This is a genomic window from Methylophaga sp., assembly GCF_048266885.1.
GTDB lineage: Bacteria > Pseudomonadota > Gammaproteobacteria > Nitrosococcales > Methylophagaceae > Methylophaga.
Map to the genome: position 1 here is coordinate 67,881 of NZ_JBLWYR010000004.1, position 23,660 is coordinate 91,540.

The window sequence follows — 23,660 nt, forward strand, 5'->3', positions numbered from 1 at the left end:
GAGAGATATAAACAAGGAATAGATGACCCGAACAAGGGGTTGAAATCATGTTAATTGAACATAAACAAGACAAGCTTATCAACGCAATAATTTACTTTGTGACCAACACAAAGTCATGCGGGAAAACTAAGCTCTTCAAACTTCTATACTTTTTAGACTTTGAACATTTCTCTATTACTGGGAGAAGTGTGACCGGGCTTGAGTATTTTGCTTGGCCGATGGGGCCAGTTCCCAGAGTGCTTAATGATGAACTTGACAGCCCTTCTGAGGAATTATCCAATTCTCTGCAGGTAGCGAAAAAAAATGCGTTTAATGGTAAAGAGATGTTGGATATAACGCCAGTGCATGAATTCAAACCTGATAATTTCTCTAAAAGAGAATTAAACCTTCTAAAAAAATTATGCGTTGAATATAGAAATTCATATGCCAACGATATGGTGGAAGCTACCCATCTCGAGAATTTACCTTGGCATAAAGTCTATGAGGAAGAAGGCCGTAAACAAGAATTAATTCCTTATGAACTAGCTTTGAAAGGTTCGGAATACGACCAAATAATAAAAAATGTAATTGAAAATAAAGAGTTCATGGAGAATTATCATTGACGCCAGGGACGGTACTATTTGACGCAAATTTTTTATTCTATGATGGAACTAAAGGTAGGAAGATCTTCATCATTTTGAATGATGGGACTGAAGGTAAATATGTTTCTGTAAAGACTACCTCTCGCGGAGATCGATATGGAATCCAGCATGGCTGTCAGCCAATGGATCGCTATCCCAATTTTTATTTGGTTAAAGGCAGCTGTTTTCTTCAGGAAAATACATGGATCCAGTTGGATAACTTCTTTGAATTCGATTCTGCGCAAATGATGCAAAAAGTTATTTCTGGGCAAATTAATCGAATTGGTGTTTTGTCATCAGAGCAAGCATTGCAACTTCTAATCTGTACTACGCATTCTGAAGATATGTCTCTATCTCAAGAGATAATTATTCAACGAGCTGTACAGCAAATGCAAAATTAAACATTTACTACATTGAGGCTGCGTTGAGAAAAGAAAACTAAAATATTTTATTTTTCTACTTTACATGCTGCCGCTTGGCGTTCATTTATTTTGCTTGTCCAAAATAAACGAACCAAACAAAAAGACTTTACGATTCACATGCATCGGTAACAGTTTAATTCAACTACATGGGTTACACACGTATCGTCCAATAACTTGTATAGCCGCCTCCAACTTAGCAATTTCGGACTAAAGCACGTAGGTTGGGTTGAGGTACGAAACCCAACAGTTTGAAACATATCCGTCATTGCATCGCTGCCGCTGGGCGTTCATTTATTTTGCTTGCCCAAAATAAACGAACCAAACAAAAGGGCAGCCCATGCTCGCCCTGCGGGTTCCCTGCGCTTCTCGATCTGGTCGGGCATGACGGAAACTCGCTGCGCTCAAACAGCCGTCATGCTGATCCGACCAGCTCTGTGATGCTCGGCTTCGCATAAGGGCATTAGGTAGAGCCGTTGAGGTTGGAGACAAAATCCCCTTTTTGTATTGACGACAAATTTGTCTGGAACAAATTTGGACGCTGAAAGCGCCCGAAGGGTGAGTGGCACGGATACCACGAATCAGTAGCAGCTTTTTGTCAGGATTAGAGACTTACCTGTTTGAGCGAAGCGAGTTTGGTGAGTCTCCCTGACAAAGAACGCAACGCAGTGAAGCCGCAGGCCAACACAAGGGGTGCCCTGGGGTTGTTAGGGGAATGGGCACGCACAAATTCGTCGGGAACGAATTTGAACTGCGAAGCAACCTGCTTGCAGGTGAGCCACAGGGATGTGGCTCATTACTCTCCTGACTCGCATTCATGCGAAACAGAAGCGATGTAATATTCACGATTAGTTGGAGAGTGGGCCTATCTGTGATGAAACATCGAGAAACAATCATAGCTAGTTCCGTTTAAAAGCAATGAAACGCCCTAGTTACCGAAACGAATAAAAGCAGAAAAAAGCAGAGCCGAAACTCTGCTTTTTCCAATAACAATTACTTAGCTTGTAACTGCGTAAATAAGGTATGCAAATCCATCACATCCCAATGTTCTGCTAATTTTCCACCTTCAATTCTGAAGATATCAATCGCATCAAAAGTATACTTGGCTTGAGTAGCTGGAATGCCTAACCATTCATTTTCATGAGTACCTGAATAAGTCCCGTAGACCCAAACGAAGTCGTCATTGGCGATGATATTTTTCAGTTCATAGTTAAAGTCGGGGATTGCGGCAAACCAGTTAGCAAAAAAGGCTTTAAATCCCTCGCTGCCTTGGGCGACGGCAGGGTTATGCTGGATGTAATCTTTTTTCATATATGCATCCAGGTTGGAGAGGTCTTTATTAACAAAAACCTCACCTGCAAAATTGCTCAATAGGGTTAAGTTTGGATGTGTTTTTTGATCAGCCATGGCGTGTGCTCCACTAAATAATAAAGTTGTAAATGCGATGATGTTTAAAAAATAACTTTTCATGATGTTTTCCTTTCAGTTGCTTTTAATTGGCAAGAGAAATACTATGAGTGACGGTATCTTTCCGCAAGAAGGCACTTTAAAGTGCTATACGTACTAAAAAGTGACTAAATAATGGAAACAATGACTTATGGCTGAATGGAATGTTTATAATAAAAACTGTCCCACCCGTTTAGTGCTGGATCGGATTGCTGATAAGTGGACAGTATTGACCGTGGGAGCATTGGCTGAAGAGACAAAACGGTTTGGGCAATTACGTCGGGAGCTGGATGGTGTTTCTCAGAAAATGCTGACGCAAACCCTGCGAGGTCTGGAACGGGATGGCTTGGTTAACCGTAAGGTTTATCCGACCGTACCACCGAAAGTGGAATACTCATTAACACCTCTTGGGCAAACGTTGATCGATTTGTTAGATGGCATTAAAAATTGGTCAGAAGGCAATATTGAGTATGTTCTGGAAGCACAGCAGACATACGATAGCCAGCCTAGTCAGTAACAGATTATGAGGGTTAATCTAACTAGAACTGTGTGACTTCGAAAGCCGAGTTAATTTATCTTGTGTGCTTAAAAATTTATCATTAATGAATTTGGAAGCCACAAGCTATCAGAATAACCGGTGCGTTTGGGGTTTTAAGGGAACGAGCACGTATTATCCAAACTCGACATTAATTCGAAACAATCTTATTCAAACCTAATTACTTTAAGTGCTAGCTTGCCGGTTGTTGGGTTTCATTGCATTCAACCCAACCTAAAAATTTGTAGCTGAATTCACAATCATTATTTCAGGAAAATTCCTATATAAAATCGGATTAATACTGAGCGACTGTCTCTATCACAAAGCCTAATATTAGACGGTTTCCAGAACAACGGATTTATCACCATTCCAATTTTTAAAAGGACATTATTGTGAGAATTCTATTAATCATTTCGATGTTATTAAGCTTTACTGCAACGGCGTTTGCACAAGACCAAATTGAACGAATGACGGCAGAGAAAATGCAGTCATTTCGTGCTAATGAGGTGAAATGGCAACCGGAGGCGATTCTGCCTAAAGGGGCTGAAAGTGTAATTCTGCTTGGCGATCCGACCAAAGCTGGTGTGTTTATCGCCTGGCTGAAATTCCCCCCAAATTATCCAATCCCAGCTCATACGCATCCATACACCGAAGTTATTACCGTGTTGAAAGGCCAATTAGGCAATGGCATGGGCGAGACGTTTGATAAGGAAAATGGTGAGGTATTGAACGTAGGTGATAGTTTTGTGTTACCAGCAGGCCATGCCCACTATGTTTGGACCTCGGAAGAGGAAACCATTGTGGAATTGATCGCCACCGGACCCTGGGATATTACCTACATTGATCCGGCTGATGATCCAAGAAAGAAATAATGGGCACTGTTTAATTCGTTATTAGCTTGGCGAGCACTAGCTAAGCTTCGCGTCTTTTATTGCTCAAATAAATCATGGCTATCGCGCCAATCAATAATATAGCCGCAAGATAACGTTCTGCATCGAGGGTGATTACGGCGTTATTCAGCCAGCCAAAGTGGTCAATCAATAAACTCATAATCAATTGGCCTGAGATGACCGAAACAGTAGTGCCTGCGATACCTATTCTCGGCACGGCGAAGACGACAACGACCATATATACCACGCCGAATAACGCACCGATAAGTTGCCATTTCGGAGCGGTGAGTAACGTTTGATCGTGGGGAGATTCAAAAAAGAAAAACAGCAGAAAGGTTATCGCAAATCCGACAATAAAGGTCAGCCATGAGCTGGCGATGACGCCGACTTTATTACCAAGATTACCGTTTATTGAAGATTGCACCGATAAAGCAATGCCGCCGAGTGTAAGCATTAAGATGGTTAAGGTAAATGTCATGATTTGTTCCTAACTCAATAACCAAAGGGCGGACAGAATCATGACGATAGCCATGATGCGATAAGGATCAATGGTTCGCTTTACCGAGCCCATTAGACCGTAGTGATCAATAACTAGACTCATGGCGATTTGTCCAAGTAACACGCTGGTCATGGTGACACCGAGACCAACAATGGGCGTGCCAATTGTCAGAAACACTACATACAACGGTCCTAATACGCCGCCGGTTAATAACCATTTGGGTTGATTAAACAATTTGTTGAGATCGGCTTTGACAAAAAAGATCAGGATCAGTGACAAAATAATTGAGCCGATCATAAAGATGGATAAGGTGGCCGCGAGGTGACCGACTTGCATACCCAATGGTCCCAGTAGTCCGGCTTCAATGGACAACCCCATCCCAGCGATGAGTACCAATAGGTAAAGAATGATCTGCACGAATGTCGTTTCCTGAGTAAAAGTTGTGATGATTGTCTATTGATGCTTAAATTCAATCAATAACGTAAATCACAATAGATAATTGCACTATGAGCATGAATGTCTTAAAAGTATTTGTAGCTGTGGCACAGGCAGGTAGCTTTGTAGCAGCTTCAAGAGTATTGGATTTACCGCCTTCATCGGTTTCACGTTATATCGCTGGATTGGAAAAATCATTGGGTCAGCGGTTGTTTTATCGTCATACTCGAGCGGTCAAGCTAACGGAAGTGGGGGAGATCTATTTTGCTGAGGTTAGAGAAGCACTGATTAGTATTGAACTGGCAACCGAGCTGGCTAGGGGAAGCGCTTTGGTGCCCCAAGGCAATTTAAAAATCAATGCTCCAGTGTCTTTTGGTCGATTGCATCTAGCCAAATTACTTCACGAGTTTCAGCGGCAATATAAAGATATAAACATCGAGCTGGTACTAACCGATAGTTATATTGATCCGATCATCGAGGGTGTGGATGTTGTAATTCGTATTGGGGGAATGGCCGATTCCAGTTTGAACTATAAAAGAATAGCCGATGAAAAATATGTTTTGTGTGCCGCTCCAGACTATATAGCGTCGATGTCCGATTTATTAGAACCAAACCATCTGACTCAGCATAATTGTCTGGTTTATAAGGGCACCATGGGCCGTCGAAGCTGGTTTTTCAGAACACATCGGGAATCGACATTTGAGAGTATTGAAGTAAGCGGAAATTTATATAGTAATAACGCCGACATTCTTGTTCAGGCAGCGATGGCAGGACAAGGTATTATCTTGTTTCCACAATGGCTAGTCAGTGAGAGCTTGCAGTCCGGTGCATTGATATCTTTACTGCCATCTTGGGAAGCATCAGAAAAAGCTGAACCACAGAAAATTTATGCTTTGTATCCGGCTAATCGAATGAAATCCTCTAAAGTCCGATATTTTCTGGATGAAATGACGCGTTTTTTTGGAGAAGAAAAGCCTTATTGGGATATGCTTTAATCAATTAACGGCCGGGTGGTTACTCAATCAAACGAGTCATGCTGGACTAAGCATAAAGAAATCTTCTTAAGTTTATTGCTAATGAGCAGCGGGATATTTCATGCATTGATTCGGCTGATGAGAACAGTAGTTAAAGCATGAGACCTAGCCCAATTTCAAACTAACCTACTCAGCTACATAAAAAACCCCACTAAAACCATTTTGTTTTAGTGGGGTATTTAAACTCTAAATATAGAACCGATGTTAGCAATTACCTTTTTTGGCCTGTCCAGGCGGGCAAAAGCCTTGTGAAGAACGGGGTTCTATATAGTTTCTGTGAGAGCCATGGTCATTATCATCGTGCGTTGAAACGGCTGCACCGGTGGCGCCTCCCAGTCCACCCCCAATAATCGCACCATCTCTGCCACCAACTTCATTGCCTACTGCTGCACCAATCGCACCCCCAATAGCACCGCCTATGGCTGCATCCACTGTAGAGGAGTCAGCAGCAAAAACAGTTGAAGATGACAAGGTAAGTCCCAAAATTAGATACATTAATTTCATCTATTTTCCTTCATTATTATTTAGCTAGCATAGAGAAATACTGTGATTTTAATGTGAAGATAACCCTTTTATGAGGCTCACTTGCAAAAATAGTCAAAGCGTTTGAATATGATGTATCTCAAATGGTTTATGCTTCAGCCAATGTCATAGCCTGTAGGTAATTTCTCAAACCCATTTTATCAATCAACCCTAGCTGTTGTTCCAACCAATGGGTGTGATCCAGTTCGGTATCTTCCAGCTGTTTGAGTAACATTTGGCGAGTTTCATAGTCATCTTCTGCTTCACACAGAGCGATGCCTTCACGCAGGTTTTTGACTACGGCGTATTCTAGATCTAAGTCGTTTTGTAGCATTTCCGGTACGGTGTGACCAACGTTTAGAGGTTCACGATGCGACAAATCGGGCATGCCTTCCAGAAACAGGATGCGTTTAATCATTTGATCGGCATGGTCTGTTTCATCCTGCATCTCATGTGAAATACGGTTATATAATCTTGTCAGGCCCCAATCTTCATACATTCTAGAATGTATGAAATATTGATCCATTGCGGTCAGCTCACCGGCAAGTAGCTTGTTGAGCAAATCAATAACTTTCTGACTGCCTTTCATAATCGTTTCCTTTTGTAGCTCTTTTTAAACCCAGAGCGTGTATTAATGGCAATAAGCTTGCATTAACTGTCGGCTCTTGTCACGGTTTTGCCGTAATTTTCTGATTTATACCAGTGCCGATTTGCATAGGTTGGGTTTAGTTTACGAAACCCAACATCTCAATTTGATACAGCTTGTTGGGTTTCATTGCATTCAACCCAACTTAAGAGCCTCAATTAATATCCTTTAGGCAACTTACCGAGATAAATACTAGAAATTGACAGGCTTGTTACATTTCTTTACATTACGCAAATCTAAATCATTATCGTTTAGTTTTAATTTAAAATAATCTGGGAATCGTAATGTATCCACCTGTTCAAAAACTCCGGCTGTTTTGTGCACCAGCCGTCTTAGCTATGTTTGTATTTACACCTAATGCTGTTGCTGAGGAAAATGAAGAAAAGTCTTTGGATTTGCCAACGGTTGAGGTGACTTCAACGGCCAGTGATGGCTTAGGTTATATCGAGTTGGAAAAAGAGCCTGTTGTTGGAAAATTAAATGTGCCAATAATGGATCAACCATTTTCCATGTCTATTATTGACGATGATTTCATGAAAGATACAGGGGCAAAAAATATTCAGGATGCTTTGCAATATACTTCCGGTGTTTACTCTGGTGCATTTGGTTTGGATACACGCATAGACAGCGCGAAAGTACGTGGTATTTCACCCGGATTATATCTTGATGGATTAAGACAGATTTACGGTTCTTATAACAGTGTAAGGACCAATGTTTATGCACTGGAAAGCATTGAGGTTTTGAAGGGGCCTTCTTCAATGCTCTATGGGCAAGGGGATCTGGGTGGGGTTATTAACTCAGTATCAAAATTACCAAAAGCTGAGCAGCAAGGTGAGATATGGGGACAATATGGTTCTCATAATCGTAAACAAATAGCCTTTGATGTGACTGGACCTGCGACAGATGATGGCAAACTTCTCTATAGAGTCGTTGGCTTACAACGGGATGCAGATACTCAAGTGGATCATGTTGAAGATGATGGTTACGTTATTGCACCATCAATTACTTGGAAACCAACAGAAGATACAACTTTTTCATTTCTATTAAATCGTCAAGAAAATAGAGGACAGGTCTCTGCACAGTTTTTGCCTCAGAGCGGCACGCTTGACCGAGGACCTCTTGGTTATATCGGTTCAGAAACGTTTGTTGGTGAACCTGATTGGGATAGATATGACAGAGAAAAAACAGAATTAACTTTCTTTTTTGATCAAAAATTCAATGATAGTTGGGCGTTTTCTACAACTGCTCGTTACACAGAATCCACTACCAAAACGCGAGAGCATTGGGCACGAGTAGGAGGGGTGGTTTCGCCTGAAGGTAACATAGCTAGAAGTATCCACACGGCCGACCGCAAGACTCGAATATTTAACCTAGATACTCGCCTCTCAGGTGTTTTTGATCTTGGTATTACCCGTCATAACTTGGTTATCGGTTGGGATAGACAAGATGCATTGTGGAAGGAAGATAATTATATTTCTAATTCCACTGGTGGCGGAATCATTAATCTTTATGATCCACAATACGGGAATTTAAATACTGCAGCGTTGGCTAATCCGGTAGATCGTGATGATAATGAGATACAACAGGTTGGTATCTATCTGGCTGATCATATTGAAATTGGGAAAGTTGTTTTATCGGCTGGATTACGACGTGATTTCGCCAAAAATAGGAAACTTGCTGTAACAGGACCCAATACCACCAGTGATGAGCAAGAAACAACCGGTCGTATCGGTTTGATGTACAGGTTTGATAATGGACTATCACCATATATTAGTTATTCAGAAGCATTTAGTATGAACTTGGGTACCGATGGCACATCTGCTGCCAATACCTTAAAACCAACGACCGGAGAACAGGAAGAAGTTGGTATTAAATATCTATCACCTGATAAAACATTGGCTGTGACAATGGCCTATTTTGATATTACTGAAACCAATAGGATTGTTGAGGGACAGACTCCTGGTGGTGTTGAACAAGTTGGGGCAGTAATTGATGGTTGGGAACTGCAGATTAATAAACGTTGGAATAACTTTGAAACACAGTTTGCCTATACCGATTTAAATGCCAAAAACGATAGTACTGGAGACCGGCTGTCGGCTTTGGCTGAAAAAACAGGTTCATGGTGGAACAAAGTATATCTTGGAAATCATTGGCGCGTTGGTGCGGGCATTCGCTATATTGGGGATGTTGTAGGTGGCGGTGGGGCACCAGAAATTCCTTCCGAAACTTTATATGACGCCATGATTGGTTATGCCATTGGTGACTGGGATTTCACCGTTGATGCAAAGAACCTGACCGATGAAGAATTTATTTCCTGGTGTCGCGGTGAAGGCTTCGATTGTGGTTATGGCGAGCGTCGCTCTTTAGCGGCAAACGTACGTTACAGCTTCTAAATGAAAAAAAGCCCCGAAAGGGGCTTTTTTATGTAAAAACAAAAAGACATCCTTGTCTGGGAGAGAACTCTAATTATCGATAATATCTATGATCCCGATACCCGTAATCACGATGATTTCCTCGGGATTCATAACGATAATGGTCATGATGTTTATCATGTCCACGGTAAGATTTTTTGTGATGATGTTTGTTTTTTGAATAGTATTTTTTCGGTTGGTGATAGTGGTGTCTGTTATAGCTGTAATGCGGTGCATGGTGTTGCACGATATAACTATGATGACGATGGTCCACATAGCCAATTGGATATCCAAGGCCAATATTTATTCTGACATCTGCCCGAGCCTGATTTACCGAAAAGCCCACTATAAATAATGAAAATATGAGTAGTAGAAGTGTTTTTGTCATTTTTGAATTTAGCATTTTGTTTACCTCACTTTTATAAGGCCTGTCACTGGGAAACAGACTATGCTTATTTTCTGTAAGTTTGTTTCAAGCTGTGTAAAGGTTTGTAAGTATTGAGAAAATTAGATGCTTACTTAAAACGTTTCCGAATATCACTTCCCTATATCGGAAAGTTTTATAAATTAATAAATCAAAATAGTTCATCAAAGTGTCATAGATGATTACTAAATTACATGAGTGAATTTCATTAAGAGTGAACGCTCATGGCTACCATTACTCAGCAAAATCCTTCGTTAAACGCACAGGCATCACAAACTAATTGGCAAGCATGGCTGTTAGTGGCCGCTTTGATTTATCTATTGCTGGCTTCTGTTGGCGCTATCGGTAGTGGCTTTAAAATCGCTACGGGTAGTAATGCCAAAGAATTATTTTCCTTTGCATCAAATCCAGTTATTGCTCTCATTATCGGCGTTGTTGCGACGGCCTTGATTCAAAGCTCCAGCACCGTAACATCAATTATTGTAGGTATGGTCGCGGGTGGTTTGCCATTGAGCATCGCTATTCCAATGGTGATGGGCGCCAATATTGGTACGTCATTAACCAGTACGTTGGTGAGCTTGGGACACGTTCGTAATGGCGAAGAGTTTCGTCGAGCCTTTGCTGCTGCAACAGTCCACGATAGCTTTAATATACTGGCGGTAACCATATTGTTACCTCTCGAACTTTTGTTTAAGCCTTTACAGCGTACCGCTGAGTATATGTCCGGATTTATTGTATCGGATGCTAGTGTCAGCATGAGTGATATGAACTTTATGAAAGTGATATTAGCGCCTGCTGATGACGCTTTGAAATTTATCACTGGCTGGTTACCAGAAGTCTGGTCTGGTGTTGCGTTGATTGTTATCGGTATTGCATTGATTTTGTTTGTGGTCTCAGCCATTGGTAAGTTACTGCGTAAAGTGATGGTTGGAAAGGCAAAAGATATTTTGCACCGGGCAGTTGGCCGAGGACCCATTGCCGGCATGACCTCCGGTACATTAATTACGGTGTTAGTACAGTCGTCTTCTACGACTACCGCCTTAATTGTTCCTCTAGCTGGGACAGGGGTGTTTTCGATTCGACAGATCTATCCATTTACCTTAGGTGCAAATGTTGGCACCACCATCACTGCTTTGCTTGCTGCAACAGCGATATCGGGCCCAACTGCTGAACTTGCTTTGCAAATCGCACTGGTGCATCTGCTGTTTAATATTTTGGCGATTTTGCTGATATACGTGTTGCCGGTATTTCGCCTGATACCTATCAAAATGGCAGAAACCCTGGCTTTTTATGCTCAAAAGAACAAACTTTATGTTGTTGCCTACATAGGTGGAGTTTTTTTTGTAATTCCATTGTTGATCATTGGCATAAGTCAGATTTTCTAATTAAAACCACTATTTTGAGGGTTAAGTCATGAGCAATTTGACACCACAAGAAAGACAAGTTCGTATTCGTGAACTTAAACAAGCCATTGAAGAGCTTGAAGCTGGGATGCCAAATGAAATGGATGAACAGCAGCATGAAAAGATTGATCAATTGGAACAGTATTTTGATGCAGTAGAGACCAAATTCACCAGTTTGAAAGTTTTCTGGGAAGACTTAAAACAATCTCTGAAAACTCAAAATTCCAAGCATGACTAACTTGATGAGCTGGAGTAACTCTCAGTGAAAAGACAATATGTGAATGTGTTTTCTGGTCTTATTTTAGTTCTGTTGGCGGGCTGCTCACAGCAAGATGATCTAACAGAAACTCATATTGGTGAAAACACCATAGTCATCAATGGTTCAAGTACGGTTTTTCCTATTAGCACTGAAGCTGCAAAGCGGTTTATAAGACAACAACCGGATACTGAGATATCGGTGAAGTTTTCAGGCACCAATGCTGGCTTTAAACTGTTTTGTAATGGCGAAACTGATGTCAGTAATGCTTCCCGGCCCATTAATGCTGAAGAGATAGCTCTCTGTGCCAAAAATCAGATCGACTATGTGGAATTACCATTAGCGCAAGATGCAATAGCGGTGGTGGTGCATCCTAGTAATGACTGGGTTGATTCTTTAACCCTAAGTGAATTGAAAACAATCTGGGCAAAACAAAGTGAAGACAAAATCATGAACTGGAATCAGGTCAGATCTGAATGGCCTGATAAGCTTTTATCCCTGTATGGCAGAGGCCTGGATTCTGGAACCTATGATTATTTCACGACACAGGTTACTGGCGTCACCCGAAAAAGCCGTGGCGACTATGTAGCAAGTGAAGATGAAGAGTTTTTGGCAGAACATATTGCGTCTGATAAAAATGCAGTAGGATTTTTTGGGATAGGTGCATATCACCGTCATTGGGATACCTTAAAATTGGTGCCCATTGATAATGGTAATGGTCCTGTTTATCCTTCGATTGAAACTGTAGCAAACGGCCAATATAGCCCGTTCTCAAGGCCATTATTTCTATACGTTAATAAACAATCTTTAGAAGATAAGCCAAAGCTTAAGATATTTTTAACGCATTATTATTCCAATATTGCTACATGGTTGCACTTCACTGGTTACATGCCATTAACTGAAGCGCAATATTCGGACAATATCCAAAAACTGCTTAATTGATTGCTGTTTAGCTGAGATAAGCAGCTAAAACAATCCATGCCATAGCTTTTGCCTTTTGAGCCGACTTTAAATCTCCTTGCACTTGGGCCATCACGATGGCCCCTTCTTTCAAAAGGCTAATGGACTCAGTGACATAATCTATTGCTGACTCACTAATTCCTAAGGCACGAATTTGCCTTTTGATTAAGTCGTTAATTCTCTTTTTATGCTGCTGGCAGAGTTGGTGTATTTGGTGGTGTGGATCGTTGAATTCGGCACAGGTATTTATAAAAAAACAGCCATGGAAGTCCGTTAATAAACTGACCCGATTATTAATCCAGTCATCCACGGCATCAAACAATTCATTGAGCCCATCATAACCTGGCTTTACCTGTTCTAGCCTGGAAGCTAGCCAGTTGTAAAAATTCTCATCACGATAATCGACCACAGCCTGAATCAATTCATCTTTACTGGCAAAGTGGTTATAGAGCGTCTTTTTGGCAACGCCGGCTGTCTGTAAAATTTGATTGATACCTACCGCATGAATACCGTGCTGATAGAACAATTCAAATGCCGTCTGAATAAGTTGCTGCCGTTTATCCATAAAAATTCCCAAAATATTTAAGCAAGTTTGACAGAGGTAGACTGATCTGTCTATCCTAGAGGTAGACAAATCGGTATATATTTCAAGCAGGAGAAAAACCATGCAACAAATTGAACAAAAACCTCCGTTTCCTCCCTTTACAATTGAGACTGCAAAACAAAAAGTTCGTATGGCTGAAGATGGCTGGAACAGTCGCGATCCAGAAAAAGTTGCCTTGGCCTATACCACTGACAGTCAATGGCGAAATCGTTCAGAGTTTCCGGTAGGACGGGAACAGATAAAATCTTTCCTACAGAAAAAATGGCAACGCGAAATGGAGTATCGATTGGTGAAAGAGCTTTGGGCTTTTACCGAAAATCGTATTGCTGTGCGCTTTACCTATGAATGGCACGATGAAAACGGGCAGTGGTTTCGATCCTATGGCAATGAAAATTGGGAATTTGATGAAAATGGTTTGATGAAAACGCGTTATGCCAGTATCAACGATTTAAAAATTAATGAAAGCGAACGTAAATTACGATGGCCGCAAGGTCGACGTCCCGATGATCACCCCAGCTTGAGTGAATTAGAGTTATAAATATCAATCACATTACGATAATGCGATGAAAAATAGCTCTATAATCCGCAGGTAAGCATCTTCCGCTTTTTGACGTCTTAGAGAGAAAAATATGGCCAGTGTTGGTTTACTTGCTTTAATCGATGATATCGCCACGATACTTGATGACATCACGTTGATGACAAAAGTAGCCGCTAAAAAAACAGCAGGGGTATTAGGTGATGATCTTGCGTTAAATGCTCAACAAGTAAGTGGAATTGATGCCAGTAGAGAATTGCCTGTGGTCTGGGCTGTAGCAAAGGGATCATTTATTAACAAATTGATTCTGGTGCCGGCAGCTTTATTGATAAGTGCTTTCCTCCCATGGCTAGTCACGCCTCTCATGATGTTGGGTGGTTTATATCTTTGCTATGAAGGGGTAGAAAAGCTCGCTCACAAATTCATTCATGAAGAAGCTGAGGATGATGCCCACCATAATGAATTAGTGCATGCAGTGACCACTCCTGAAGTAGATATCGCTGAGTTTGAAAAAAGTAAAATCAAAGGCGCGATTCGCACCGACTTTATTTTATCTGCAGAGATCATTGTTATTTCATTAGGAGTTGCTCAAGGCGCGCCTATATTGACCCAAACGATCGTGGTTTCACTTATTGCAATAGCAATGACCATTGGTGTTTACGGTTTAGTCGCTGGAATTGTGAAATTTGATGATGCAGGTTTGGCGTTAATCACCAGTGCTGGGAAAGATTGGTTTACTCGGTTTAAACGCGTGATAGGACAAACCATTTTATGGATTGCACCTAAGTTTATGAAGTTTTTGTCTGTGGTTGGGATGTTGGCGATGTTCCTGGTGGGGGGGGGAATATTGGTTCATGGAATGGATTTTCTACACCACTGGATTGAAAGCATTGCGGTGACAAATCCAATAGCGAATTTTATGGTACCTCAGCTGTTCAATGCTGGAGTAGGCGTTGTTGCTGGTGCTCTGGTATTGGCTATCGTTTTAGGCATTAAACGGGTGCTGAAATAAGTTAAAACCTTTTTAGTAATGTGGCGCGGAGCAACTATAGCTCCGCGCCGAATTGTTTAACGTAGCAATATAAACAGAGCCTGATTTTCACGAACAATATTTAACAATAATTGTGGCTGGTTCGAGACCATTTGTTTGAATTGTTCAAGGTTATTCACCGGCTTTCTATTAACCGATGTCACGACATCATTACTACGTAACCCGGCGTTCCAAGCAGGACTACCACGTTGCACTGAATACAACATGATGCCTTCAACCTTACCGTAAGCGGGTGAGGTGGATTCAATCTCGCCAAATGTTGCACCAAGTAATTTAGGGTGAACATCACTGGCTTGTGTGCTGGTGGAAGGTTGAACTTCAGTCACTTTTGCCGTCAGTGTATGTGCTTTACCATCGCGGAGAATGTCGAGTTGAATAGATTGCCCGACCATCAAAAGGCCAATGGTATTCCGCAGATTATCAGCATTTAATAGCGATACACCATCTACAGCAGTTACAACGTCGCCCACTTTGAGACCTGCTTTTTCTGCAGCTGAACCTGTCATAACATTGGTGACCACGGCGCCACCCCGATTCGCTTCAATACCAAATGCTTGAGCGAGTTCGGGAGTGATGTCTTGCATTTGCACACCCAGGTAAGCGCGACGTACTTCTCCATGCTCCAGTAACTGATCAGTGATTTGTTTAACTAAGTTACTGGGAATGGCAAAACCAATGCCGATATTACCGGTTTGTCCTGGTGAAAAAATAGCGGTGTTGATACCGACCAATTCACCTCTCAAATTAACCAGCGCACCACCGGAATTACCAGGATTGATAGACGCATCGGTCTGAATGAAGTTTTCATAACCTTCTAATCCCAAGCCGCTACGACTTAATGCACTGACAATACCAGAAGTTACAGTTTGACCAAGGCCAAATGGATTACCAATTGCGACCACAAAATCACCCACTCGCAGACTGTCCGAATCTGCCAAAGGCAAGGCTGTAAGATTTTCTGCAGGAATGCGAATCACGGCAACATCCGTTGCGGGATCGCTGCCAACTACTTCAGCCTGAAAACTGCGCCCATCATGCAAAGAAACGGTGATTTCATCAGCACGTTGAATCACGTGATTATTAGTTAATACCAAACCTTCTTTGGCGTTGACGATAACGCCACTACCCAGACTTTGTGCTTGTCGGGTTCGAGGCTGTTGCTGTTGAGGAAGATTAAAAAAGCGCCGGAAAAATGGATCATTTAATAACGGATTGTCCTGAATACGTACTTCACTACGCGTGGCAATATTAACAACCGCAGGTTTCGATAGGTCCAACATCGGTGCCAGGGTCGGCATCTGATTATCGTCATCCAGCCACGGGAAAGGCAAAGCAGCGACAGCAACCTGAGTCAAAAGTGTTATGCCAGCCAGCCAAACAACAGCAGATTTAAGCTTATTCATCATTTTGTCTTTACCTCAAAATGCTTATTCAATGTTCTCACGAGGGTTAAACGGGAGTTTTTCAGCCATTTGCTGATAAAACTTTTTCGCTTCGGCAGTATTGGCCGGAGGTGTCATGATTTGTAATACAACAAATTGATCCCCAGCGGTTTTACCCGGCAGGCCACGACCTTTTAAACGCATTTTTTGACCACTGCGAGCGCCTTCCGGGATATTCAGACTAATTTTTCCGGCTAAAGTTGGCGCAGTGATTTTGGCTCCTAAAGCGGCTTCCCAAGGAGCAATAGGTAAATCTAGATAAACGTCTTTACCATCAAGCCGATAAAGTGAATGGGGTGCAATCTGAATTTCCAGATATAAATCACCAGGTTTACCATTCATGCCTGCTTTGCCTTGACCCGTCAGGCGAATTTTCTTACCGGGTTCAATACCCGCAGGAATTTTGACACTAACAGTTCCAGTCTGGGTAGCGCCAGCAGGACGACGAATGGATTTACTGGCACCGTTAAAGGCATCCTCTAAGGAAATGGTGATTTTGGCGTTGACATCTTCACCTCTGGCAAAGAAGTTATCACTTCGGCCACCGCCCATTCCGCCCATGCCACCAAACATGTTTTCAAAGAAGCTGCTGAAGTTGCCTTGACCAAATCCTCCAACATTTTCTTCCCAGCCTGGAGGCGCTGAAAACGATTGACCGTGGCGGAACTGACCGCCAAATTGATCATATTGAGCGCGTTTGTCTTTATCGCGCAGCACTTCATAAGCCTCGCCGACTTCTTTGAATTTCTCTTCGGCATTTTCCTCTTTGCTGACATCAGGATGATATTTACGTGCCAAAGTCCGATAGGCTTTTTTAATCTCCTCCGGTGTCGCAGTTCGGCTTACGCCAAGAATTTTGTAATAGTCTTTATATTCCATGGGCTCATTCGGATTAATTGATCTCGGTCATTAGATGGGGATGATAGGACGTTTTTCAACGTCATTTAAGGATTTTTCTGATGTGTTGCAAAAACACAACATGAGAGAATGCGTCAACTTTTTACAACATATTGCTCAGGAATCACAACTCATGCCCACTTTACGGAAATTACCTATCTTAATGGCCTTGGCCAGCTTGAATATTGCCCTCCCCGTTTATGCTCAAGAAGATCAGGATTTATCTCTTGACGAGTTAGTTGTCACAGGTACACGTTCGGGTACCCCGATCCTAGAATTAGCCGGTAATACCGGGAAGATTTCTGAAGAAGAGATTGATCTGATTCGCCCCGATCATATTACAGAAGTTATCAACCGTATTAGCGGCGTGAATATTCAACGCGGAAATGGTCAAGAGCATCTTACCTCTATCCGTTCACCAGTGCTAACAGGTGGTGCGGGGGCCGGTTCTTTCCTGTTTTTAGAGGATGGTATTCCCTTGCGTGCGGCAGGTTTTGCCAATGTAAATGGTCTGTTTGAAGTCAATTACGAGCAGGCAGGCGGTATTGAAGTAGTGCGTGGTCCAGGTAGTGCTTTATACGGCTCAAACGCAGTCCATGGTCTCATTAACGTGTTAAGTCGAGCACCTTCCTTGGATTTAGAGCGTGAAATTGATTTTTCGATTGGGCCACACGATTTGTATCAAATGAAAGGTACAGTCAGTGATACCGTCGGGAAGCATGGTTATCGTTTAAGTGTTAATGGCACAACTGATGGTGGTTATGTCAGTGAAGCGGGTTATGACCAGCAAAAAGTCAGTTTCCGTCATGATTATTATGGTGAGATCGACAGCTTCAAAACCTTATTCAGCCATACTAATCTTAATCAGGAAACAGCCGGTTATATTACTGGGTTTAAAGCCTATGAAGATGAGGGTCGCTCTCGTACCAACCCAAATCCAGAAGCCTATCGAGATGCTAAAGCGACTCGCTTATCTACTGAGTGGGAACGCCAGTTAACAGATACCTCTACATTTAAACTGACACCATACCTGCGTCATACCGAAATGGAGTTTTTGATGCATTTTTTACCTGGACAACCAGTAGAAAACAACAAACACTCTAGCGTCGGTTTATTGTCAGCCTATACAAAAGATTTAGATGGCGGGCATAAAATTATCTTAGGTACTGACTTTGAATATACTGAAGGTGAGCTATCCGAAGTTCAATTTAATCCAAATCCATTTGGGAGTAACAACTTCCTCCCAGGTGTTCATTACGATTATGAAGTGGATGCGACTGTGTTGGCACCTTATGTACACAGTGAATGGCAGGTCTTGGATAAAACTCGTGTCACTGCAGGTGTGCGCTATGAATACACTAAATACGATTACACAAATAATACGAATTCTCGTACATTTGGTGACCGCTATTTGCGACCAGACAGCGATAAAGAAAGCTTTAGCAACTTGAGCCCGAAATTGGGTCTGGTCCAAGAGCTTACCGATAATACCGCTGCGTTTATAAATTACGCACGTGGTAATCGTGCCCCACAAACTACCGATCTCTACCGTATACAACAAACAGGTGCCACAGGCGGAGCAGCCGACTCTGAAACAATTGATAGTGTAGAAATTGGGGTGCGACGTGTGGGCCAAGGACTGCAATATGAAATTGCAGCCTACCAAATGAAGAAAAAAGATTATTTCTTCACCGACAGTAACACAATCAATGTTCCTGACGGTAAAACCAAGCATACCGGATTGGAGTTGGGTGTGTTTTATCCATTCAATCAAATGTTTGATGTTGCTGCCAATCTCACTTTCGCCAAGCATGAGTATGACTTTGACAGAGCTTCCAGCAATATCGAAAAAGGTGATTATTTAGTCACTGCTCCAAAACAAATGAGCAATATTCGTTTAGGTTGGAATGTGACGGAGAGAAGTCGTGCGGAACTTGAATGGATCCACATGAGTGAGTATTACGTAAACGATGCCAATACAGCTAAATATGATGGTCATGATGTCTTCAACTTACGTGCTTCACATCAAGTAACTGAAAGTTTGACGCTTTATGGTCGAGTGCACAATTTGTTTAATACTGAGTATGCTGAACGTGCTGACTTTCAAATAAATGGATCTAATCCAGAAGGTTATCGCTACTTTGTCGGTGAAAAACGTTACCTGCATGTTGGAGCAAGTTACTCTTTCTAAAAACGTAGCTAGATTAAAAAGCGGTGGCTGAGTTATCAACCACCGCTTTTTTTTAATCAATTATTGACGATGTGCTTTACGCGCTTCGAGCCGGCGTAAAAACTCTCGCATAATATCGTCATAAAGTGCAGGTCCCAAGTAGGCATCTTCAACGCCACTATCAATGCTGGGGTTATCATTGATTTCAATTAACACTACCCGGCTACCACTTTGTTTGATATCGATGCCGTAAAGCCCATCTCCCACCAATTTCGCCGATTTTATGGCAATTTTCAGTACTTTTTCCGGTACTTCGGAAATTGGTACGGCAGCTGATTTACCCGAGTCAGTGCCTTTTTTGGTGTTGTGATTATAAATCTGCCAATGGCCTTTGCTCATAAAATACTGACAGGCATAAATGGGTTTATTGTTAAATACCCCGATACGCCAGTCATAGTCAGTAAACATAAATTCTTGTAACAAAATGATCGCGGATTGCTGAAAAAAATCAGCAGCATTGCTTCGCAGTTCATCAGCATTGTTAACCTTAATAACCCCTTTGGAAAAAGCGCCATCAGGGATTTTCATCACTAAGGGGAACGTTGCTTCTGCACAGATTTTTTCCAGACCGGTTTTATCGTTGCGATACAGCAGGTGCGATTCCGGCATCGGCAAATTATGTTTTTCCAACAGTTCTTTCAGATAGATCTTGTTGGTGCAGCGAATGATTGAGGTGGGATCATCAATTACCACCAGACCTTCACTTTCAGCCCGCCGAGCAAATTTATAGGTGTGGTTATGAATCGCAGTTGTTTCACGGATAAATAAAGCATCATATTCGGCAATACGAATGTAATCACGCGGCGTGATCAACTCAACATCAATACCGATACGTTTACCACTGGCGATAAAACGTTTTAATGCTGTGGCATCACTGGGTGGCATTTTTTCATCTGGGTTGTACAAAATCGCCATGTCATAACGATATTGACGCCGTTTAGAAGGCTTACGCCACAATTTATGGCTGAATGCATCCAAGGCATTGGCAAAGTTATCTTGTTCGCTATCACTAAGCTGATTAAGCGGTGCAGCTTTAATGGCCGAAATTAACCAATGGCCTTTATGAGTGAATTCGATTTCGATGATCGGGCAGGGATACTGTTCAAATATCTGTCTCGCCAGCTTTTGCAGGCCTTTAAATTCACACTGACCAAAAAAAACTTTGAGATTAAAGCTGGTTTCAGATTGCTTATCACTGGCCGCAATGACTTTATCAAGATGGGTTCCGAAATCGGACAAGTCATAGGCATACAAGCTCTTGCGAGATAAATCATTGATGGTGCGTAAGCTCGGCATCACCCGATGTCCGCGCGCTTCTGCCACCATCGAACAATAATAACCGGGGCTTAAGTATTCCAAGCCGTGGCAGAGGTTAATAATTTGCGCACGTTCGCTCGCACTGGGTGAGGGGGTTTGCAGATAATCATCCACCGCAATGACCTGCGCGCTGGGAAAATAAGGCGCCCAGTCTTCAATATTTTCTAGAATTATCAGATGGTTAGTCATAGGGCGTTAACAGTGCTCCGAATCAAGTTAGCCAGACGATTTGTGCATCATAAAGTGATTGTGTCATGGTTGTGATAAATATTTTTGCCACTACGCTGATTATCTGGTCAAAATCATAAAAGTCGCCTATTCTTCGCCGAAAAATTAAGTACAGGAGAGTTGTTGCCATGTATGCAGAAGCCGTTCTGAGTGTGTTTTCTCAACGCTATGCTGGTGCACGAGACAAGTTCATATCAGCAGTGGAAACTAGCTCCATTGTCGAACGGGTAAATAATATTGTCCACCCGGTTCGTGGACCTAAAAATGAACGTTTGTTCTGTGATATTGCCTGGGCAGGTAGTCCCAAGGCAAAAAATATTCTGGTTCTGGTATCCGGTATCCATGGTGTTGAAGGTGGAGTGGGTTCAGCTATTCAATCTGACTTTGTCGGACGGCATCGACGCTTACCATCGGATGTGTGTGTCGTGATGGTTCATGCATTAAACCCTTGGGGATTTGCCTGTGCCAGTCGTAATGACCATGAAGGCATCGACATCAATCGTAATTTTGTCGACTTTAATGCCACATTACCGGACTCCGACGAGGCCGTTGCAATTTGGGAAAATCTCAATAAGCAACAAGACAGCGTAAACCTTGTTGGTGAGCAACGCGAGCAATTTGACAAGCTCAGCCAAGGCCAATATAGCAAAGCTGATGCACTTTATTATGGTGGTGAAAAAGCCAGTTGGTCTCGGCAAACAATTGAAGAGCTGGTGGCTCAACTTAAACCGGACAAACGCGATAATGTGATTGTCATTGATATCCATAGCGGCCTGGGGCCATATGGTTATGGTGAATTAATCTGTGATCATCCGCCTGAAACCGCCGGTCAGAAAAAAGCACGTGAATTATTTGGTGCGACAGTAACCGAACCCGCTCTAGGCACATCAACATCGGGCGTTAAATATGGTTTACACGATTATTACTGGCACCAACAAGGTGATAATGTGTGTTTTCTGACTTTGGAATTCGGTACCTTCGGCAATCAGCAAATGTTGAATGTACTATTTGCCGATCAGCAATTACAAAAATCTGGAAAGATTGACTGGTCGGATCAGAAAACGCTGGATATCAAACATGCCATGCAGGATTTTTTCTGTCCTGATGAGACCCAATGGCAAGAGCTGGTATTGTTTCGTGGGCGCCAGGTCATCGAAATGGCCTTGGAGGGTTTGACCGCTAATGCAAATGGCAGTTAATCAACAAGCAGATCCGATAACTTTTCGTGCGGCCACGTTAGCAGATGTAGATGCCCTGTTGGCCATTGAAAACATCTGTTTTGACAGCGATCAATTATCCCGTCGCAGCTTTAAATGGATGATCAACAAGGCCAACGCTTTATTATTGGTCGCCGAGCAACAACAAAACATCATGGGATATGTGTTATTGCTGTATGCCCGAGGCACCTCGCTTGGACGCATCTATTCGCTGGCGGTATTACCTGAATACCGCAACCAGAAAATTGCTCGAGCTTTAATGCGCGAGGCCGAGCAGGCTGCATTGACTGCTGGTCGCAGTTTTATTCGATTGGAAGTGCGTCCTGATAATGTTGGCGCCATCAAACTTTATGAAAGCCTCGGATATCACCAGTTTGAAATTGTCACGGATTACTACGAGGATCATGCCAACGCTCTGCGCATGATGAAAGTATTGCAGCCACAACCCGAAGAACTGCATCAACAAGTCTTTCATTACACACAAAGCACCGATTTTACCTGTGGCCCAGCCAGTTTAATGATGGCGATGAAAACCCTGCAGCCAGTAATGCACTTGGACCGTGGTTTGGAATTACAGCTTTGGCGAGAAGCCACCACCATATTTATGACATCAGGTCATGGCGGCTGTAGTGCACAGGGATTGGCATTAGCTGCTTGGCGGCGTTATTTCAAAACCACCTTGATAACTAATAGCGCCGAAGTCCCGTTTGTAAACGGGGTACGTAGCGAAGATAAAAAAGCGGTGATGGAGTGTGTGCATCAGGATTTTATGCGTCAGCTGGAAACCTCGGAAGTTGAACAGCAGATGCGGCAAATGGATGTGAATTTACTACGTGACTACCTTAATCAGGGCGCGTTGGCAGTGGTGTTGATTAGCTCTTATCGGCTTAACCAGAACAAATCTCCCCATTGGGTGGTTTTGGTGTCGATCTCAGATACCTTTGTCTATTTTCATGATCCCGATATTGATTGGGATGATGATAAAACCCTGACCGACAGCTTTTATGTGCCCGTGACCCATAAAGAATTCAATCGCATGTTGGGATACGGTAAGCCCCGTTATCAAGCTGCGGTTATTTTGCATTCAATCAAATAATCCCTAAGAACTGCTATGTGATTAATCTGTCACTTCAGTACAGGAGAAACATATGCTCGAAAAACTCAAACAACTTTTACAACGACAATTACTCAATGATGAGGATACCGGTGATGCCGGACATTTATCCGTCAGGCTCGCCGCGGCTGCACTGATGGTAGAAGTAATTGCTTCCGATTATCATTTCAAGGATGAAGAGCGGGATATGTTGTTAGCGATTTTCCAGAAACGATTTTCACTGGATAAAACTGCAGCTGAAAGTCTGTTAGCTGAAGCCGAAAAGGCCCATAAATCCGCCACAGATTATTTTGCCTTTACCTCTGAAATCAATCGACTTTACAGCCAAAAAAAGAAAATTGAATTGATCCATATCCTCTGGCAATTAGCCAATGCTGATCATGAAGTTCATCAGATAGAACAACACGTTATTCGCCGTATTAGTAACCTGTTACATGTTGAACACAGTGATTATATTGCTGCGAAATTGGCCGCTACCGGACATAGCTGAGTTTAGCTTCCCCCAGCTCAACCTTACTGTTATTT

25 protein-coding genes are annotated in these 23,660 nt (G+C 42.4%); 16 read left to right on the plus strand and 9 right to left on the minus strand.

All coding sequences use genetic code 11. The annotated features are described in order from the left end of the window. The first annotated feature begins 47 nt into the window (after nt 1-47). Together ACN0V2_RS03095 and ACN0V2_RS03100 are read left to right on the plus strand one after the other, a co-directional pair. A complete protein-coding gene (locus ACN0V2_RS03095; RefSeq protein WP_417549320.1) occupies nt 48-602 on the plus strand; it encodes a Panacea domain-containing protein in 555 nt (184 codons plus the stop codon). After that, nucleotides 599-1,021, plus strand: coding sequence for a hypothetical protein (locus ACN0V2_RS03100; RefSeq protein WP_417549321.1), 423 nt, complete (start codon nt 599-601; stop codon nt 1,019-1,021). Before ACN0V2_RS03095 ends, ACN0V2_RS03100 begins: the two co-directional genes overlap by 4 nt. A gap of 1,011 nt (nt 1,022-2,032) precedes the next feature. On the opposite strand, the gene ACN0V2_RS03105 is transcribed toward ACN0V2_RS03100, so the two are convergent. Then, nucleotides 2,033-2,509, minus strand: a complete 477-nt coding sequence (locus ACN0V2_RS03105; RefSeq protein ID WP_417549322.1) for an ester cyclase — start codon at nt 2,507-2,509, stop codon at nt 2,033-2,035. 127 nt (nt 2,510-2,636) lie between these two features. On the opposite strand from ACN0V2_RS03105, the gene ACN0V2_RS03110 reads away from it, so the two are divergent. Continuing rightward, nucleotides 2,637-3,002, plus strand: coding sequence for a winged helix-turn-helix transcriptional regulator (locus ACN0V2_RS03110; protein WP_417549323.1), 366 nt, complete (start codon nt 2,637-2,639; stop codon nt 3,000-3,002). A gap of 410 nt (nt 3,003-3,412) precedes the next feature. Then, nucleotides 3,413-3,892, plus strand: coding sequence for a cupin domain-containing protein (locus ACN0V2_RS03115; protein WP_417549324.1), 480 nt, complete (start codon nt 3,413-3,415; stop codon nt 3,890-3,892). A gap of 40 nt (nt 3,893-3,932) precedes the next feature. Here ACN0V2_RS03115 and ACN0V2_RS03120 read toward each other — a convergent pair whose 3' ends face one another. Both ACN0V2_RS03120 and ACN0V2_RS03125 read right to left on the minus strand, forming a co-directional pair. Then, a complete protein-coding gene (locus tag ACN0V2_RS03120) occupies nt 3,933-4,388 on the minus strand; it encodes a DMT family transporter (RefSeq protein WP_417549325.1) in 456 nt (151 codons plus the stop codon). Between the two features lie 9 nt (nt 4,389-4,397). After that, the gene (locus tag ACN0V2_RS03125) at nt 4,398-4,826 is read right to left on the minus strand and encodes a DMT family transporter (protein WP_417549326.1); all 429 of its coding nucleotides are present in this window, start codon (nt 4,824-4,826) and stop codon (nt 4,398-4,400) included. Between the two features lie 89 nt (nt 4,827-4,915). Between ACN0V2_RS03125 and ACN0V2_RS03130 the strand changes: the two genes are divergently transcribed. Next, nucleotides 4,916-5,839 (plus strand): LysR family transcriptional regulator, encoded by a 924-nt coding sequence (locus ACN0V2_RS03130; protein WP_417549327.1) that lies wholly within the window; start codon nt 4,916-4,918, stop codon nt 5,837-5,839. A 243-nt stretch (nt 5,840-6,082) separates the two neighbouring features. Here the strand turns inward: ACN0V2_RS03130 and ACN0V2_RS03135 are convergent, their stop codons facing one another. Together ACN0V2_RS03135 and bfr are read right to left on the minus strand one after the other, a co-directional pair. Then, a complete protein-coding gene (locus ACN0V2_RS03135) occupies nt 6,083-6,382 on the minus strand; it encodes a glycine zipper domain-containing protein (protein ID WP_417549328.1) in 300 nt (99 codons plus the stop codon). A 127-nt stretch (nt 6,383-6,509) separates the two neighbouring features. Further along, on the minus strand, nt 6,510-6,989 hold the full coding sequence (bfr, locus tag ACN0V2_RS03140; protein WP_417549329.1) for a bacterioferritin: 480 nt from the start codon (nt 6,987-6,989) through the stop codon (nt 6,510-6,512). A 395-nt stretch (nt 6,990-7,384) separates the two neighbouring features. Between bfr and ACN0V2_RS03145 the strand changes: the two genes are divergently transcribed. The 5 genes from ACN0V2_RS03145 to ACN0V2_RS03165 all read left to right on the plus strand — a co-directional run bounded on the left by ACN0V2_RS03145 (nt 7,385) and on the right by ACN0V2_RS03165 (nt 12,482). Further along, entirely contained in the window at nt 7,385-9,439 is a 2,055-nt protein-coding gene (locus tag ACN0V2_RS03145; protein ID WP_417549330.1) for a TonB-dependent siderophore receptor, read from the plus strand. A 195-nt stretch (nt 9,440-9,634) separates the two neighbouring features. Next, on the plus strand, nt 9,635-9,769 hold the full coding sequence (locus ACN0V2_RS03150) for a hypothetical protein (protein ID WP_417549331.1): 135 nt from the start codon (nt 9,635-9,637) through the stop codon (nt 9,767-9,769). Between the two features lie 336 nt (nt 9,770-10,105). After that, on the plus strand, nt 10,106-11,266 hold the full coding sequence (locus tag ACN0V2_RS03155) for a Na/Pi symporter (RefSeq protein WP_417549332.1): 1,161 nt from the start codon (nt 10,106-10,108) through the stop codon (nt 11,264-11,266). 28 nt (nt 11,267-11,294) lie between these two features. Then, nucleotides 11,295-11,522: a hypothetical protein gene (locus tag ACN0V2_RS03160; protein ID WP_417549333.1), complete on the plus strand. Its 228-nt coding sequence runs from the start codon at nt 11,295-11,297 to the stop codon at nt 11,520-11,522. A 24-nt stretch (nt 11,523-11,546) separates the two neighbouring features. Next, a complete protein-coding gene (locus tag ACN0V2_RS03165) occupies nt 11,547-12,482 on the plus strand; it encodes a PstS family phosphate ABC transporter substrate-binding protein (RefSeq protein ID WP_417549334.1) in 936 nt (311 codons plus the stop codon). A gap of 7 nt (nt 12,483-12,489) precedes the next feature. Here ACN0V2_RS03165 and ACN0V2_RS03170 read toward each other — a convergent pair whose 3' ends face one another. Continuing rightward, the gene (locus ACN0V2_RS03170) at nt 12,490-13,065 is read right to left on the minus strand and encodes a TetR/AcrR family transcriptional regulator (RefSeq protein WP_417549335.1); all 576 of its coding nucleotides are present in this window, start codon (nt 13,063-13,065) and stop codon (nt 12,490-12,492) included. Nucleotides 13,066-13,165: 100 nt separating this feature from the next. Here ACN0V2_RS03170 and ACN0V2_RS03175 point away from each other — a divergent pair, with 100 nt between their 5' ends. Both ACN0V2_RS03175 and ACN0V2_RS03180 read left to right on the plus strand, forming a co-directional pair. Beyond that, nucleotides 13,166-13,642, plus strand: coding sequence for a DUF1348 family protein (locus tag ACN0V2_RS03175; protein ID WP_417549336.1), 477 nt, complete (start codon nt 13,166-13,168; stop codon nt 13,640-13,642). Nucleotides 13,643-13,733: 91 nt separating this feature from the next. Beyond that, entirely contained in the window at nt 13,734-14,651 is a 918-nt protein-coding gene (locus ACN0V2_RS03180; protein WP_417549337.1) for a DUF808 domain-containing protein, read from the plus strand. 56 nt (nt 14,652-14,707) lie between these two features. On the opposite strand, the gene ACN0V2_RS03185 is transcribed toward ACN0V2_RS03180, so the two are convergent. Together ACN0V2_RS03185 and ACN0V2_RS03190 are read right to left on the minus strand one after the other, a co-directional pair. After that, the gene (locus ACN0V2_RS03185; RefSeq protein WP_417549338.1) at nt 14,708-16,096 is read right to left on the minus strand and encodes a DegQ family serine endoprotease; all 1,389 of its coding nucleotides are present in this window, start codon (nt 16,094-16,096) and stop codon (nt 14,708-14,710) included. Nucleotides 16,097-16,117: 21 nt separating this feature from the next. Next, entirely contained in the window at nt 16,118-17,011 is an 894-nt protein-coding gene (locus tag ACN0V2_RS03190; RefSeq protein ID WP_417549339.1) for a DnaJ C-terminal domain-containing protein, read from the minus strand. A 151-nt stretch (nt 17,012-17,162) separates the two neighbouring features. Here ACN0V2_RS03190 and ACN0V2_RS03195 point away from each other — a divergent pair, with 151 nt between their 5' ends. After that, nucleotides 17,163-19,220 carry a TonB-dependent receptor gene (locus ACN0V2_RS03195; protein ID WP_417549340.1) on the plus strand — a complete coding sequence of 686 codons (2,058 nt, stop codon included), beginning with the start codon at nt 17,163-17,165 and terminating at the stop codon, nt 19,218-19,220. A gap of 60 nt (nt 19,221-19,280) precedes the next feature. Here the strand turns inward: ACN0V2_RS03195 and ACN0V2_RS03200 are convergent, their stop codons facing one another. Further along, nucleotides 19,281-20,765: a RimK family protein gene (locus tag ACN0V2_RS03200; protein ID WP_417549341.1), complete on the minus strand. Its 1,485-nt coding sequence runs from the start codon at nt 20,763-20,765 to the stop codon at nt 19,281-19,283. Between the two features lie 167 nt (nt 20,766-20,932). Here ACN0V2_RS03200 and ACN0V2_RS03205 point away from each other — a divergent pair, with 167 nt between their 5' ends. The 3 genes from ACN0V2_RS03205 to ACN0V2_RS03215 are packed head-to-tail and all read left to right on the plus strand — an operon-like array spanning nt 20,933 to nt 23,625. After that, nucleotides 20,933-22,003: a DUF2817 domain-containing protein gene (locus ACN0V2_RS03205; protein WP_417549342.1), complete on the plus strand. Its 1,071-nt coding sequence runs from the start codon at nt 20,933-20,935 to the stop codon at nt 22,001-22,003. Further along, nucleotides 21,987-23,117 (plus strand): GNAT family N-acetyltransferase/peptidase C39 family protein, encoded by a 1,131-nt coding sequence (locus tag ACN0V2_RS03210; RefSeq protein ID WP_417549343.1) that lies wholly within the window; start codon nt 21,987-21,989, stop codon nt 23,115-23,117. Before ACN0V2_RS03205 ends, ACN0V2_RS03210 begins: the two co-directional genes overlap by 17 nt. Before the next feature lie 52 nt (nt 23,118-23,169). Continuing rightward, a complete protein-coding gene (locus ACN0V2_RS03215; protein ID WP_417549344.1) occupies nt 23,170-23,625 on the plus strand; it encodes a TerB family tellurite resistance protein in 456 nt (151 codons plus the stop codon). Nucleotides 23,626-23,660: the final 35 nt, after the last annotated feature.